Raw genomic sequence first — 14782 nt, 5'->3', positions numbered from 1 at the left:
GCGGCCGTCCGACGCGCGGCCCGGAAGGGGAGACACGTGAGCGACCGACACGAACACGGACACGGGCAGCCGCACCACCACGCCGGCGGCCACGCGCACCGGCACGACGGACCCGCGCACCCGCACAGCCACGGACACACGGACAGCCCTCCGCACAACCCCGCGCACGGGCACGGGGACTCGGGCCACCCCTCCCGTCCCGCCTCCGGCCTGCGGCGCCTTCTTCCGCACCGTCTGGCCCACGTCCTCACCCCGCACTCCCACGACACCGCCGACAAGGTCGATTCCGCCCTCGAGTCCTCGGCCCGCGGGATGCGCGCCCTGTGGGTGTCGCTGGCGGTGCTCGGCGCCACCGCGCTGGCGCAGGCGGTCGTGGTGCTGCTGTCCGGCTCGGTCGCGCTGCTCGGCGACACGGTGCACAACACCGCGGACGCGCTGACCGCCGTACCGCTCGGCATCGCCTTCCTGCTGGGCCGGCGCGCCGCCACCCGCCGCTTCACCTACGGCTACGGTCGGGCGGAGGACCTGGCCGGCATCGTGATCGTGCTGACCATCGCCGCGTCCGCGGCGTTCGCCGGGTGGACGGCGATCGACCGGCTGCTCGACCCGCGCCCGGTGCAGCACGTCCCTGCGGTCGCGGTGGCCGCCGTGGTCGGGTTCGCCGGCAACGAATGGGTGGCCCGCTACCGGATCCGCGTCGGCCGTTCGATCGGCTCCGCCGCGCTGGTCGCCGACGGACTGCACGCCCGTACCGACGGGTTCACGTCACTGGCGGTGCTGCTGAGCGCGGGCGGCGCGGCGCTGGGGATGCCGCTCGCCGACCCGATCGTGGGTCTGGCGATCACCGCGGCGATCACGCTGGTGCTGCGCGACGCCGCGCGCGAGGTGGTGCGGCGGGTGCTGGACGCCGTCGACCCGGCACTGGTGGACCGGGCCGAGCGGGCGTTGCGCGAGGTGCCCGGCGTGCACGAGGTGGGCGAACTGCGGCTGCGCTGGATCGGCCACCGACTGCGGGCCGAGGTCGCGGTGGTGGTGGACGGCGACGTCACGGTGCGTCAGGCGCACGCCGTCGCCGTCGAGGCCGAACACGCCCTGCTGCACGCGGTCCCGCGCCTCACCGCCGCCCTGGTGCACGCCGACCCGGCACCCGCGCCGGGTGAGGCGGACCCGCACCGGGCGCTGGCCCACCACTCGGCGGCCGGCTGATCTCAGGCGATGCCCAGCCCTTCCAGCACGACCGCGCCCGGCAGTTCCGCGAACGCCTTCCCCGGCACCAGCAGCTTTCCGCGCCGGCGGCCGCTGCCGACCAGGACGTACGGCAGGTCGACGACGGCCGAGTCCACCAGCACCGGCCAGCCGTCGGGCAGTCCGATCGGGGTGATCCCGCCGTACTCCATGCCGGTCTCGCCCGTCGCCGTGTCCATCGCGGCGAACGACGCCTTGCGGGCGCCGAGTCGGCGGCGGACCGCTCCGTTGACGTCGACCCGGGTGGTGGAGAGCGCGACACACGCGGCCAGCGTCGTCTCACCGCCGCGCCTGCCCGCGACCACCACGCAGTTCGCCGAGGTCTCCAGCAGGTCCTTGCCGTAGTGCTCGACGAAGACGGCGGTGTCGGCCCACCGCGGGTCGGTGTCGACGTGGAGGATCTGCTCCGCGGGAACGCTGCCGCGCCAGCCGCGTACGGCGTCGGCGACCGGGGCGATCAGCTCGTCGAGGCATTCGGGGGCCGGGGTGGTGCTGTCGAAGTCTCCGATGGGTGCGCGCATGGCCGCACGCTAACAGCCGGTTCGCGGGCCGGGCGGGGCGTCTCAGCCCACGGGCGGCACGGAGACGGCCAGGACCATCTCCATCGGTTCGCCGCCCTCGTTGCCGTAGATGTGCGGGGTGTTCGCCTCGAAGGAGGCGCTCGCCCCCGCCGGGACGCGGTACGGCACACCGTCGACGGTGAGGGTCAGCTCCCCGGTGGTGACGTGGACGAGTTCGACCGTGCCGGCGGGGTGCGGGTCGGAGGGGCTGCTCTCGCCCGGCATGAGGCGCCAGTCCCACAGTTCCAGCGGGCCGGGGGCCTCGGTACCGGCCAGGAGCCGGTTGTAGCTGCCGACCTCGGTGTGCCAGAGCCGCACGGCCTGCTCGGCCGGGACGACGCGGACCTTCGGGCCCTGCCCGTAGTCCAGGAGCGTGGTGATGCTGACGCCGAGCGCGTCGCCGATCTTGACGACCGTGCCGAGACTGGGGTTGGTCCGGGCCTGTTCGATCTGGATGAGCATGCCGCGGCTGACTCCGGCGCGGGCCGCGAGCGTGTCCAGGGTGAAGCCGCGCTCGGTGCGCCAGCGCTTGACGTTGCGCGCCAGGGACTGGGTCAGCAGATCGAGGTCCGACACATTCCGTCCAATATTCTGGATGATTGAATTCACTTCACTGAACACGCCGCCGTCCGGCCGCGGTCCGGCCGTGGTCTATTCGAAGCACCTGGCGCGTTCACCGAACTGTACTGTGCGGTGAACGGGCGGACGGACGCTCAGGACTCGACGTCCAGCTCGGCGAGCCTCGCCGCGGCCACCTCGTCGAGGTCCGCGAGCGCCAGCAGCTGGTCGGAGGTCACCCCATCCGGTATCGGCACCGGCGCCGGGGTGCGCAGCGGCGGCTGCCAGCCGTCGACGGGCGTCCAGCGCCTCACGACCCGGGCGGGCGCCCCCGCCACCACCGCGTGGTCCGGTACCGCGCCGCGCACCACCGCGCCCGCGGCCACCACCACGTTCCGCCCGATGCGCGCGCCCGGCAGGATCACGGCGCCGGTGCCGATCCAGCACCCCGGCCCGATCTCCACCGACTCCATCCGGGGCCACTGCTTGCCGATGGGCTCGTGCGGATCGTCGTAGGAGTGATTGGTGGACGTGACGTAGACGTACGGCCCGAAGTAGCAGTCGCTGCCGATGGTGACGGTCGTGTCGGCGATGACGTGGCTGCCCCGGCCGAGGACCACCCCGTCGCCGATGCGCAGGATCGGTTCCGGACCGAGGTCGAGGTCGGGCATCAGACCGGCGGTCAGCGTGACCTGTTCACCGACGATGCAGTGGGCGCCGAGGTGGATCCAGGGTTCGCCGAAGACCGTGCCGAGGGGGAAGGCGAGCCTGGTACCGGTTCCTATCGCCGCGAAGCGCAGGCGCCCCGGACGCTCGGCCGTGACCGAGCCCGTGCGCTGCAACCAGGCCCAGCCCGCGTGGACGGCCCGCTGCGCAAGGCGGCGCCGCCAGGATGAGAACGTGTTCTTGCGCTTCGGCACCCGCTCACGGTACTCAGCGCCGACCGCGCCCACGGGGCGGGACGCCTGTGATCTTCGCCCCACCGGGTGGCGTACGGTGCGGGTGGTCCACGACGAGGAGGCGGCGATGAGACAGCGGGCGTTGATCACGGGCATCGGCGGCAGGGAGCCGAAGATCGATCCGGAGTCATTCGTGGCACCCACCGCCACGGTGATCGGCGACGTGACGCTGGGTGCGGGCGCGAGCGTCTGGTACGGGGCCGTGGTGCGCGGCGACGTCGAGCGGATCTCCGTCGGCGCGAGCAGCAACGTCCAGGACAACTGCACGCTCCACGCGGATCCGGGTTTCCCGGTCGCCGTCGGGGAACGGGTCTCGATCGGGCACAACGCCGTGGTGCACGGCGCCACGGTCGAGGACGACTGCCTGATCGGGATGGGGGCGACCGTCCTCAACGGCGCGGTGATCGGGGCCGGTTCGCTGGTGGCCGCGCAGGCGCTGGTGCCGCAGGGGATGCGGGTGCCCCCGGGGTCCCTCGTCGCGGGCGTGCCCGCCAAGGTCCGCCGGGAACTCACGGCCGAGGAGCGGGAGGGCGTCACGCTCAACGGGACGCTGTACGCGGAACTGGCCAGGAGTCACCGGGAACTGCACGACTGAGCGCGCCGCCGGGCCGCCGCCCGCCGGTCGCGCGGCTCCGCGTACGTCAGGGGGTGCTCTCGCCGGCCGGAACCGGCCCCGCTGCCGGCTCCGGCATCCCGGCCTGAGCCTGCCTCGCCTTCCGCTTCAGCACCAGCATCGACGTCAGGCCGATCAGGACGGCCAGCACCAGACCCACCCAGGAGAACCGCTTGAGCCACGCCTCGGCGACGACACCGACGTAGTAGATGACCGCGGTCGTGCCGCCGGCCCAGACGATGCCGCCGAGAACGTTGGCGATCAGGAACTTCCAGTACGGCATGCGCAGCACACCCGCGAGCGGCCCGGCGAAGATACGCAGCAGGGCGACGAAGCGGCCGAAGAAGACGGCCCACATGCCCCACTTCTCGAAGGACCGCTCGGCGGTCGCGATGTGCGCCTCGCCGAAGTGCCTCGGGAACTTCCCGCCGAGCCGGGCGAGCAGCGGCCGGCCGCCCTTGCGGCCGATGGCGTAGCCGATGGAGTCGCCGACGATCGCGCCCGTGCTGGCGCAGATGCCGAGGACGATCGGGTCGATGTCGCCGTGCTGGGAGGCGAGCAGGGCGGAGGAGACGAGGATGATCTCGCCCGGCAGGGGGATGCCCAGACTCTCCAGGCCGATGACCACCCCCACGAGTGCGTAGATGCTGACCGCGGGTACGGTCTCGAGCCATTCCTGGACGTGCACCGCCGGTTCCTCCGCTGTACGTGCCTTGGTGCGTTGACGCGTCGATGCCTCGGCGCCTTGCTGTTTCGGCGCCGTGCGGCGAGCCGCCGACGGACGGCGTGCGCCCGCAAAGGGGCGCACGCCGCGCAGCCTACCGGGTCACACCGGTACCAACGCGTCGCACAGGTCACATGGCGGCCAGTGCCTCGACGGTTCGGCCGAGCGCGGACGCGGTGACCGCCACACGCACCCCGGCCGCGGCGTCGCGCGCGTCGCACCCGGCCGCGGGCGCGTCGGCGAGGTCACGGCGGTCGGCCCGGTCGGTACGTGTCACCGCACTCCCCCGGCGCCTCCCGCGGCCCTCTCCCACCCGCCGGCGCCATGTCCGTCCTGTCCGCCGGCACCGTCCCGCCGCGGCCGCTTCGCCGCCCCTCTCGCCTCCCTCGCCGCGTCCTTCGCCGCCTCCTTCGCGTCCTCTTTCGCGTCCTCTTTCGCGTCCTTCGCCTCTGTCGCCGCCTCCAGCCGCCATCGCTGCTCCTGCGAACCGTCCCGGGCGGCGACGACCACGGTCGCGTCCGGGCCGGGAGCCACGAGCCGGCCGCTGTGCCGGCGCAGCAGCAGTTCGCCGCGCACCGTCAGGTCGTACCGCGCCTGTGCGGAGCGGGTCACGCAGTCGGCCGTCCCGACCGCTCCCCTGCGTCCGGGCGCATCGAGACAGCGCCTCGGGTCGGCGAGGCTGCGCAGCACTCCGTCGTCCTGGTACGACCACTGCTGGGCGACGGTGGACGAGCATGCCGCCAGCACGGCACGGGTGCGGGACGTGCCGTTCCCGCCGTCGACGCACAGACCGAGCGCGACGTTGCGCAACCGCCCCCGGGCGATCTCGGCCGGCCGGGCACCGGAGGCCGGCGGAGGTGCTCCGGCGGACGGCACCTCGGACGGCGGGCTCGGCCGGACCGTGCGGCTGGTGGGCGCGCCCCAGCCGTGGTCGCCCTCGGGGGAGACCTGGTTGTCCCCGGACCAACTCCTGGCGACCAGGACGGTGGCGAGCAGGGCGAGGGAGGTCAGGCCGATGCCCAGGACCACGGTCTTCGTGGGTCTGCCGGACAGCGGTCCGCCCGGCGAGGTGCGATGGCGTCCGCGGCTTCCGGGGCGGGCGGTTCCGGGCCGGGGCGGCCCAAGCGGCCTGGGCGGTACCGGCGGGATGCCGCGGCCCGGCCGTGAGTCGAGGTAGCGGCGGGCTCCCCAGCCGAGCACCGTCTCGGCGAGCAGCAGATCCAGTCCGCCGTCCGTACGGCCGAGTTGTTCGGCGGCGTACCGGCAGTACCGGCAGGCCGTCAGATGCTGTTGCACATCCGGCAGCAGGGCTCCGCCGCGGCGCATCGGAACGTCCAGGAGACGGTTGTAGAAACGGCATTCCCGGGACGGTGCGAGTTCCCGGTGAGCGCGTACGCATCCCGCACGGAATTGCTCACGAGCGCGCCGCAGCGCGGCCGACGCGGTGGGTCCGTCGATGCCCAGCAGACCAGCCGGTACGGATATGGGTTCGGCCTCGACCTCGATGTGCCACAGCAGGCATTGGGAGGCTCCGGGAAGTGCGAGGAAAGCGCGCTCTGCGAGGAGCCGCTTTTCCGCTGTCACGGACCGTGCCGCGCGCAGTCCGCGGCCTCCGGTGGGTTTGCGGAGTTCGGGCAGCAGGACCGCCACGTCGTCCTCGGCGGCCCACTGGCCGACCGTCTCCCGCACGGTCGTGAGCAGGTGCGGGCGCAGCGCGCCGGTCAGCGTCCCCCGGCCGAGCACCCGTTGGAACGCGGCGGCGGCCGCCATCGGTGCCGACGCCGCCGAGGAGGCCAGGCAGATGACGGCGTACTCGTGCACGGGGCGCCAGTGCCGGGCGAGCAGCAGCGCGAGGGCCCGGGTGCCGGGACCGCGGCCGGGGCTCAGGCCCGGGCCGCCGAGACCGGCGAGGAGATCGCGGTCGGACTCCCCCGGGCGCGATCCGGGACGGGGCGGATAGGGGGGACGTGGGGGGTAAGGGGGGTGCACTGAACCATTTCCTTCCCAGCCGCAGGACGGGCACGCGACGCACGTCCTTCGGAAAGCAGGTGCCTGATTGGTGCGTACTCATGGGTCCGGCCTTTTGAGCCCGACCATCACGTCCCGCGGGGTGGCACACTTTCGCACACGCACCGAAGGGGAACAAGGAGTCCGAGTGAACCATGCGCAACGGGCGGGAAATTCGCGGTTGTTACCCTTGGTATCCGTACCGGCATTCGAAAAAATGAGCCGTCATATCCGCAAAGTGTGTGCGTCAGAGGGCGGTTGGCGCACATCATCTTCAACTTTTCCGCCGAACAGCGGGCTTCGTCCGACGCGGTGCGCGCGACACGAACGGGGCCCCGCCGTGAAGGCGGAGCCCCGTCGGGCGTTTCGGGTCAGCCGTTGGGGCGCAGCGTCCAGACGACGGTCATCTCCGTGGTGACGGCGCCGTCCTCGCGCCGGATCGCGACGGCCACCGGGAACTCCGGGCGCTTGCCCGCGTCGAGTTCGGCGACGACCTCGGTGGCGGGCCGGCCGAGCGTCGCGGTGGCCGTGACGGGACCCAGGGCGATCTTCTTGAACGCGATCTCCGCGTGCACCGGCAGCGGCACGGCCCGCGAGAGCTGCTCGCCGAACGCGGCCAGCACGATCGCCCCGCTGGCCGACTCGCCGAGGGTGAACATGGCACCGGCGTGCGGGCCGCCGACGTGGTTGCGGTACTCGCTCCGGTCCGGCAGCACCAGCACGGCCTTCTCCGGCGTGGTCTCCAGATATTCGAGGTTCAGGGTCCGAACCATCGGCACCGTCGCGGCGAGCAGCTCGCCGATGGACATCTGATCTGAGCTCATGACCGAATGTTACCCGTGAGTAGACTCGACTGGCCAGACGCGGCCGGTGATCGCCGTGTCATGGCGGCCCGTGTGGCCAGGAGATCAGCCGCCGCGGAGCGGGCCGACCCCTCAGCACCTCCCGCCCAACGCCCCTCGGCCCCAACCGGGTTCGCCCGATCCGCACCCGCACTGCACCCCCTGGTGCCCGCAGTCCCAGCCGTGGCAGAACCCGCCCTTCCGCGCCGCGTCCGGTATCGACGCACACCGGGTGAAAGCGGTCGTGGACACCGCCGCCGCGGCCGTCGTGGTGAGTGCCGCCGTGCTCGGGGCGGTGCTCCTGGGCGGCGGCACACCCGGTGCGGGCCCGGACGTCTCCGCCGCCTCTTCGCCCGTCCCGCCCGGCCTGAACGGGCCCGACGGCCCGAACGGCACGAACCGCCCGCGCGGTGGTGAGTCCGAGCCGAGCGGCGACCGCGGCCGAACCGGAAACCGGCCGCGGCCGACCGTCGAGGGCTGGAAGGCGGTCGTCAACTCCGAGGCCGGTGTCGCCTTCGACGTCCCCGCGGGCTGGACGCTCCGGCCACCCGGGCGGGTCGGCCACGCGGCTAGGAAAAGGACACCCCCGGCGGCGGACCCCTGCTCGCGGCGAGGACCCGCGCGGTCCTGAAGGAGAAGTGGTGCTCGGCCGACCCGGACCGTGGCGGAACGGCCGATGTCACGCCCTTGGCGACCGCGGGCACGCGACGGCACGACGGCGCCCGCAGCACCGAGGCCGTCGCCCGCGCGCACTCGGCGGCCCGGGTCCACGGCCTGTACACGCCGCCCGGCCTCGAGAGGGTCAGCACCGGCGCGGTGGACTCGTTCACCACGGCGTCCGGCATCACCGGCAGCGTCGCCACCTCACGCTCCACCGGAATCGACCCGGGCGGCGACTGCCCCTCCGCCGGCAAGGCCACCACGTTCGCCTTCAAGAACTCGGCCGGCCACGTCGTCTCGTGGTCGTTCGCCGGAGCCGACGGGGTCGGCGCCGAAGTGCCGGACACCACGGTCGAGAGGACCCTCGGCACGCTCCGCCGCCACGCCGGCCCCTCGGACTCCTGATTCGCTACGTGCCTGACAAAAGGCAGTGACCGAATCGTGTCCGGAGCGGCACTAGGGTTACCGCTCATGTGGCCAGGACAGCAGCCGCCCGGGGGCGAGCAGAACCAGCAGGGTCAGAACAACCCGTACCAGCAGCCGGGATACCAGCAGCCGAATCCCTATCAGCAGCCCGGCTTCCAGCAGCCCAATCCCTATGCGCAGCAGCCGCAGTGGGGCACGCCGGCACCGGCCGGCGCCCCCCAGCCGCAGCCGGGCGGCGGGGGCGGCGGCAACCGGACCAAGCTGGTCGCGATCGTGGCGGCCACGGCCGTGGTGGTGGCGGCGGGCGTCACCGGCTACCTGGTGCTGGGCGGCGGCACGGACGACTCGGCCGATGGCGGCACCGAGAAGAAGACCAGTCGGTCGCCCTCGGCGTCCGCGGAACCGAGCGACACCGCGTCCGGCTCGGACGACAACCCGCGCGGCACCGAGACCCAGAAGCCGACGATCAGCGGCTGGAAGGTCGTGGTCAACCCCAAGCGGGGTGTGGCGTTCGACGTGCCGGCGGACTGGGAGGTCCAGTCGCCGGGCCTGAGCATCGGCTTCGAGGACGACAAGTCCGACAGCGCGGAGCCGCTGATCATCATGTCGGCGCCCGCCTACTACCAGTCGAAGTGGTGCACGACCGACGAGAACAAGGACGGCCGGACCGAGGACACGGCGCTGGCCGCGGTCGGGACCAAGGGTGCCGACGGCGCCAAGAGCACCGACGAGGTCGCCGTGAACACGGTGGCGTGGTGGGTCTTCGGCGGCTACACGCAGCCGGACAAGAAGAGCCTGACGTTCGACAAGAAGGCCGAGGCCTACACCACCGAGTCCGGCATCGAGGGCAGCATCGCCTGGGCACAGTCCACGAACACGCCCCAGAAGGGCAAGTGCGCCAGCGACGGCAAGGCGGTCACGTTCGGCTTCAAGAACTCGGCCGGCGACTTCGTCTCGTGGAACTTCTACGGCGCCAAGGGCGTCGACAAGGAGGTTCCCGAGGCGACCATCATGAAGATCCTCAGCACCGTGCGGCTGCACGGGGAGCCGACCGGCGGCTGACCGGGCACGACGACCGAGGCCGACCGGCGCAACGGCCGGGAATCGGTTTGGCAGGCCGGGGGTCGTACCGTGATAGTCGGCCCGTGACCTCTGCTCGAACCGCTTCCCGCCGCCCCGCCTGGGCGGGCCGCAACTACACGTTGCTGACCGCCGCCGCCGTGATCACCAGCCTGGGCAGCCAGGGTGCCCTGATCGCGGCGGCGTTCGCCGTCCTGGAGGCGGGCGGTGACGGCGGGGACGTCGGCCTCGTCGCCTTCGCGCGCACCCTGCCGCTGGTGCTTTTCCTGCTCATCGGAGGCGCGGTCGCCGACCGGCTGCCCCGGCACCGGGTGATGGTCGCGGCCAACGCGCTCAACTGCCTGTCCCAGGCGGCTTTCGCGGTGCTCGTCCTGGCCGGCGAGGCGCAGTTGTGGCAGATGATGGTCCTGTCCGCCCTCGGCGGCACGGGACAGGCGTTCTTCAGCCCCGCCGCCGAGGGCATGCTGCTGTCCTCCGTCACCAGTGAGCAGGCGGGCCGGGCCTTCGCGATGTTCCGTATGGCGTCGACCGGGGCGTCCTTGACCGGCGCCGCCCTGGGCGGGGCCCTGGTCGCCGTGATCGGCCCCGGCTGGGTGCTCGCCGTGGACGCGGCGGCGTTCGCGCTGGCGGGTGCGCTGCGCGCCTTCCTGGACGTCAGCCACATCGCGCCACGCCCACCGGGTACGGGCCTGCTGGCCGATCTCCGCGAGGGCTGGCGGGAGTTCACCTCCCGGACCTGGCTGTGGGCGATCGTCGTCCAGTTCTCCCTGGTGAACGCGATGATAGTGGCCGCCGACGCGGTCTACGGCCCGCAGGTCGCCCGGGACCACCTCGGCGGGGCGGGCCCATGGGGACTGGCGCTGGCCCTGTACGCGGCGGGCAACGCCGCGGGCGCGCTGCTGATGACCCGCTGGAGACCGCGCCGGACACTCCTCGTGGGCACGCTCTGCGTCTTCCCCTTCGCCCTCCCGTCCGCCGCGCTGGCCGTCCCGGCGCCGATCGCCGTACTGTGCGCGGCGATGTTCGTCAGCGGCCTGTCGATCGAGGTGTTCGGCGTCTCGTGGATGACGGCGCTCCACCAGGAGATCCCCGAGGACAAGCTCTCCCGGGTCTCCGCCTACGACTGGTTCGGCTCGGTGTCGATGGTGCCGATCGCGACCGCGCTGGCGGGCCCGGCCGAGGCGGCCGTCGGGCGGTCCGCCGCCCTGTGGTGGTGCGCCGGGCTGACCGTGGCCGCCACGGCGGCGGTGCTGTGCGTGCGCGACGTGCGCAACCTCACCCTGCGCTCCAAGCAAGTGGTCAAGGGGGCGGCCGAGGTCGGGCCGGGATCAGCCGATGCCGAAGGCTCCGCCGGGCGGCTCGGGTGACGGTACGGCGTCCTCGTCCCGGACGGGCCGCGCGTCGCCGATGAAGTCCCGCAGTGCGGCTCCGTGTTCGACGCGGGCCGGGAAGGCGTCGGCGGCGACGCGCCGGGCCAGCGCCCGCGTGTCCAGTGGGCGGTGCGACGCGAGCAGCACGGCGTTGCCGAAGCGCCGGCCGCGCAGCACTCCGGGCTCGGCGATCAGCGCGAGCTCCGGGAACAGCGTCGCGTAGGTCGCCAGTTGGGAGCGCAGGAAGGGGAACGGCGCGGCGTCGGCGAGGTTGGCCAGGTACACGCCGCCGGGACGCAGCACCCGCTCGGCCTCGCGGGCGTAGGCGAGGGAGGTGAGATGGGCCGGCACCCGGGAGCCGCCGAAGACGTCACCGACCACCACGTCGGCACAGTCCGCCGGGGCGGCGGCCAGCCAGTCCCGGGCGTCGGCGGTGTGCAGGGCGATGTCCGCCCCGCCGGGCAGCGGCAGATGCTCGACGATCAGTTTCAGCAGGGCGCGGTCGGCCTCGACGACGTCCTGCCGGGAGCCGGGCCGGGTCGCGGCCGCGTACCGGGGCAGCGTGAGCGCGCCGCCGCCGAGGTGCAGCAGGTCCAGCGGCCGGCCGGGGTCGGCGACCGTGTCCAGGGCGTGCCCGAGCCTGCGCGCGTACTCGAACTCCAGATGCGTCGGCTCGTCGAGGTCGACGTACGACTGCGGTGCCCCGTCGACGGTCAGCAGCCAGGCCCGATCCCGGTCGACGTCGGGCATCAGCTTGGCGGTCCCGTGGTCGACGTCGCGGATCACCGGTATGGACTCGTTCACGCCTCCATTGTGACGGCACGGGACCGGGGTACCGCGTGGGGAAGGGCCGCTCCCCCGCGTACGGCCCCCGGCGCCTCGCGAGCGGGGCCCGCCTCCGCCCGGGAGGCGGGCCCCGACCGCGTCAGTCCACGGCCGTCACCGTGCCCGCGCCGACCGTGCGTCCGCCCTCACGGATGGCGAAGCCCAGTCCGGGCTCCAGCGGCACCTCGCGGCCCAGCTCCACCGTCACGGTGACGGTGTCGCCGGGGCGGGCGACGGCCGTCTCCCCGAGGTCGATGTCCCCGACCACGTCCGCGGTGCGGATGTAGAACTGCGGCCGGTAGCCGGTCGACAGCGGTGTCGTACGTCCGCCCTCACGCGCCGACAGCACGTACACCCGCGCCGAGAAGCGGCGGCCGGCCACCACGCTGCCGGGTGCCACCACGGTGTGCCCGCGCCGCACCGCGTCCCGCGGCACACCGCGCAGCAGCAGCGCCACGTTGTCCCCGGCCTGCGCCTCCTCCATCGGCTTGCCGAAGGTCTCCAGGCCGGTGACGACGGACTCCAGTCCGGCGCCGAGCACCTCGACGCGGTCGCCCAGCCGGACGGTGCCGCGCTCCACGGCGCCGGTGACGACGGTGCCGCGGCCGGTGATGGTGAGCACGTTCTCCACCGGCAGCAGGAACGGCGCGTCCAAGTACCGCTCGGGCATGGGCACATAGGTGTCCACCGCGTCGAGCAGCGCCTCGACGGAGGCGGTCCAGCGCGGGTCCCCTTCCAGGGCCCGCAGCCCGGAGACCCGTACGACGGGAACCGCGTCGCCGCCGTAGCCGTGCTCGGTGAGCAGGTCGCGGACCTCCAGCTCGACCAGGTCGGTCAGCTCCTCGTCGCCCGCGTCGGCCTTGTTGAAGACTGTTCGCCTGTTGCGGCATCGGTGCCTACCAAGCGAAGGTCCCCAACTAGCTCACCCCTGATGACGAGTCCAGGCAGGTAGCGGGCCGTGGGCATGGCCACCCCAAGTCGCCGCTGATTCAACGTCTTGACCAACTGGGGCCAGACTCCGGCCTCCCACAAGCCTTCCTGCCTCTTCTTGAGAGTGTGGTACGTCCCGTACTCCTCCGGTACCTCAGACCATGCGCAATCGTGCCTGAGCCGGTACAGCGCTCCATTGATCTGCACCCGTAGCGGGGGCCCGGAGCGAACGAACGGCATCCTCCGGCCCAGCGTGGCCCGCAGGAAAGACTCCACCTCCGGCCACTCCTCCTCACTGATGAAATCGGGGACCGGTACCTGATCAGCCTTGTGCCACGTGGAAACCTTGCACGGAACACCCGGGCGGTTAGGCTTCAACTCCCCCAGTAGCTCTACCTCAATCCTAAAAATCTCCATGACTTCGCGCATTTCGGAAAGGGAGATTTCTCGGATTTTGGCTTGCGCCGTTTCCACTACAGCCATGACGGAGCTGACGCGCGCCTCCACCGCCTCATGTTCCTTAAGAATGCGCTGAGCCTCTTTAAGGAGTTCCTTTTCGGCAGTCAGATCACTATTCAGCTTGTCCAGCGCTGCGGCCTTAATCTCCTCCGTAAGGTTGGCCATGGTGGCAAGGTTAACCGTTGCCGTAACGAGGTTAGTTTCAATCTGCCCGACACTCTTAGAGAGCGTGTCGACGCGCTTACGCTTATCGTCGATATCCCCGGGAATCTTCCTAACCCAGTCTTGCGCAATCCGCTCTAGCTGCTTTCGGTCGTTAATGGTTTCAGTGATCTTCCCCCAAACCGCCTGCTCAATGGTGTTGGCGTCAATCGGCATGTCATTACATCCCGTGCCACCGGTCGTGCAGTGATAAAACCGGGTGCCGCTCTTAGCGTCATGCCGACCCGTGTAATGCCCACACCCGCTCTTAATACGGGTGGAAAGGGGGTAATCGTATGCGGACGTCTTGGGCCGCGACCGAAGCTTAAGGGCCGCCAAAAGCGCATTGTGACGCTTCTTACCCAGAATCTTAGGGAGTTTGATTTCGACACTGTCCCCGTAAAGGGGCGTACCGTCGATATTCATCTTTACCCTATTCCCCGACTTGTCAGGGTTACGGTAAATGAACGTGCCGCTAATCGTTTCGCTCTTGAGTCTGGCAGTCAGGTTAGGCCCCTGCCACGGGGCACCCGTGCGGGTACGGCAACCCCGGGCGTTAAGTTCCCGTGCGGCATCCTCCGCATTCATGCCCTGGTCAACGATTAGTTCGCATGCAAGCTTGATTACCTTGGCTTCCTTTTTGCAGACAACCGCCATACGGCGCTTACGCGCCCCAACGGTCTTATGCCCGTAAGCGGGTGTGCCACTGGGCCACCGGCCCTCCAGGGCCGCTGTGTTCCGGCCGTTTACCGTCCGGTCCCTAATCAGGTCCCATTCAGCTTCCGCCATCATGGCGTAAAACTGCAATTGCTGCTTGCCAAATTTGGTGCTGGAGTCAATGTTCTGGGTTACAGACACAAAGGAAATACCCAGGTCTTCCATTGCCCAAATCCAGGTCCAGAATGCGCGACCTGTACGACCGATGCGGTCAAACTTATGGACAACGATTACATCGATTAGGCCCGCACGGGCCATTTCCTCAAGACGGAGCATTTCCGGGCGGTCAATGATGGACCCTGAAACGCCCTCATCAATAAAAACCAGTTCCGGAGGGAGGATCCATCCCGGCTGACGGGAAATGTAGTCTTCCCCAGCGGTTACCTGAATTTTGATGCCGTAACCGTCCGCTTGTTCAGCGGTCGACACACGAGCCATGAGGGCCGCACGGATAGTCCTTACCGGGCCCTGAAAGGTGTCAGGCACGTTTGCGGCACGGTCAAGCACACCTGTACTCTTCGGCATGTCAGTCCCTCCAGACTGGCCACCCCGCGGAACGTTGGCGCGTTGCTGCGGGTGGGGGAACCCCGGTGGGCCTAGCCTTCC

At 71.1% G+C, this 14782-nt stretch carries 15 protein-coding genes and 1 pseudogene; 6 read left to right on the top strand and 10 right to left on the bottom strand.

All coding sequences use genetic code 11. The features are described from left to right. The first annotated feature begins 36 nt into the window (after positions 1-36). Positions 37-1206 carry a cation diffusion facilitator family transporter gene (locus tag DN051_RS32485; RefSeq protein ID WP_053761472.1) on the top strand — a complete coding sequence of 390 codons (1170 nt, stop codon included), beginning with the start codon at positions 37-39 and terminating at the stop codon, positions 1204-1206. A gap of 2 nt (positions 1207-1208) precedes the next feature. Here the strand turns inward: DN051_RS32485 and DN051_RS32480 are convergent, their stop codons facing one another. The 3 genes from DN051_RS32480 to DN051_RS32470 all read right to left on the bottom strand — a co-directional run bounded on the left by DN051_RS32480 (position 1209) and on the right by DN051_RS32470 (position 3283). Beyond that, positions 1209-1766, bottom strand: a complete 558-nt coding sequence (locus tag DN051_RS32480; RefSeq protein WP_053761473.1) for a YbaK/EbsC family protein — start codon at positions 1764-1766, stop codon at positions 1209-1211. 42 nt (positions 1767-1808) lie between these two features. Next, positions 1809-2381, bottom strand: coding sequence for an XRE family transcriptional regulator (locus tag DN051_RS32475; RefSeq protein ID WP_112440246.1), 573 nt, complete (start codon positions 2379-2381; stop codon positions 1809-1811). A gap of 137 nt (positions 2382-2518) precedes the next feature. Continuing rightward, positions 2519-3283: an acyltransferase gene (locus tag DN051_RS32470; RefSeq protein ID WP_053761540.1), complete on the bottom strand. Its 765-nt coding sequence runs from the start codon at positions 3281-3283 to the stop codon at positions 2519-2521. Positions 3284-3389: 106 nt separating this feature from the next. On the opposite strand from DN051_RS32470, the gene DN051_RS32465 reads away from it, so the two are divergent. Continuing rightward, complete coding sequence (locus DN051_RS32465; protein WP_112442554.1) at positions 3390-3917, top strand: gamma carbonic anhydrase family protein; 528 nt, start codon at positions 3390-3392, stop codon at positions 3915-3917. Between the two features lie 46 nt (positions 3918-3963). On the opposite strand, the gene DN051_RS32460 is transcribed toward DN051_RS32465, so the two are convergent. From DN051_RS32460 to DN051_RS32450, 4 genes are all read right to left on the bottom strand, one after another. Then, positions 3964-4623, bottom strand: coding sequence for a DedA family protein (locus DN051_RS32460; protein WP_053761475.1), 660 nt, complete (start codon positions 4621-4623; stop codon positions 3964-3966). 166 nt (positions 4624-4789) lie between these two features. Next, entirely contained in the window at positions 4790-4936 is a 147-nt protein-coding gene (locus DN051_RS45220; RefSeq protein ID WP_162625014.1) for a hypothetical protein, read from the bottom strand. Further along, on the bottom strand, positions 4933-6648 hold the full coding sequence (locus tag DN051_RS32455) for an RICIN domain-containing protein (protein ID WP_112440245.1): 1716 nt from the start codon (positions 6646-6648) through the stop codon (positions 4933-4935). The genes DN051_RS45220 and DN051_RS32455 overlap by 4 nt, the downstream gene beginning before the upstream one ends. A gap of 389 nt (positions 6649-7037) precedes the next feature. After that, positions 7038-7475, bottom strand: a complete 438-nt coding sequence (locus DN051_RS32450) for a DUF4442 domain-containing protein (protein WP_053761477.1) — start codon at positions 7473-7475, stop codon at positions 7038-7040. A gap of 265 nt (positions 7476-7740) precedes the next feature. On the opposite strand from DN051_RS32450, the gene DN051_RS32445 reads away from it, so the two are divergent. The 4 genes from DN051_RS32445 to DN051_RS32430 all read left to right on the top strand — a co-directional run bounded on the left by DN051_RS32445 (position 7741) and on the right by DN051_RS32430 (position 11041). After that, positions 7741-8139 carry a DUF8017 domain-containing protein gene (locus DN051_RS32445; RefSeq protein ID WP_162625013.1) on the top strand — a complete coding sequence of 133 codons (399 nt, stop codon included), beginning with the start codon at positions 7741-7743 and terminating at the stop codon, positions 8137-8139. Then, positions 8109-8573 carry a DUF8017 domain-containing protein gene (locus DN051_RS32440; protein ID WP_484420471.1) on the top strand — a complete coding sequence of 155 codons (465 nt, stop codon included), beginning with the start codon at positions 8109-8111 and terminating at the stop codon, positions 8571-8573. Before DN051_RS32445 ends, DN051_RS32440 begins: the two co-directional genes overlap by 31 nt. A 66-nt stretch (positions 8574-8639) precedes the next feature. Next, positions 8640-9656 carry a DUF8017 domain-containing protein gene (locus tag DN051_RS32435; protein WP_112440239.1) on the top strand — a complete coding sequence of 339 codons (1017 nt, stop codon included), beginning with the start codon at positions 8640-8642 and terminating at the stop codon, positions 9654-9656. Between the two features lie 83 nt (positions 9657-9739). Continuing rightward, positions 9740-11041 (top strand): MFS transporter, encoded by a 1302-nt coding sequence (locus DN051_RS32430; protein WP_112440237.1) that lies wholly within the window; start codon positions 9740-9742, stop codon positions 11039-11041. On the opposite strand, the gene DN051_RS32425 is transcribed toward DN051_RS32430, so the two are convergent. The 3 genes and pseudogenes from DN051_RS32425 to DN051_RS32415 all read right to left on the bottom strand — a co-directional run bounded on the left by DN051_RS32425 (position 11003) and on the right by DN051_RS32415 (position 14614). Beyond that, positions 11003-11848 carry a spermidine synthase gene (locus DN051_RS32425; RefSeq protein WP_112440235.1) on the bottom strand — a complete coding sequence of 282 codons (846 nt, stop codon included), beginning with the start codon at positions 11846-11848 and terminating at the stop codon, positions 11003-11005. The two genes, DN051_RS32430 and DN051_RS32425, sit on opposite strands and share 39 nt — an antisense overlap. 121 nt (positions 11849-11969) lie before the next feature. Then, positions 11970-12734: pseudogene (locus DN051_RS32420) on the bottom strand (EF-Tu C-terminal domain-related protein); the annotation flags it as partial. Further along, complete coding sequence (locus tag DN051_RS32415; RefSeq protein WP_246041146.1) at positions 12704-14614, bottom strand: recombinase family protein; 1911 nt, start codon at positions 14612-14614, stop codon at positions 12704-12706. The pseudogene DN051_RS32420 and the gene DN051_RS32415, both read right to left, overlap by 31 nt. Between the last annotated feature and the right edge of the window lie 168 nt (positions 14615-14782).

The organism is Streptomyces cadmiisoli (assembly GCF_003261055.1).
In the GTDB taxonomy this organism is placed as follows: Bacteria; Actinomycetota; Actinomycetes; order Streptomycetales; family Streptomycetaceae; genus Streptomyces; species Streptomyces cadmiisoli.
The sequence above is the reverse complement of the archived record's forward strand: the minus strand, read 5'-3'. Positions and strand labels throughout refer to the sequence as shown.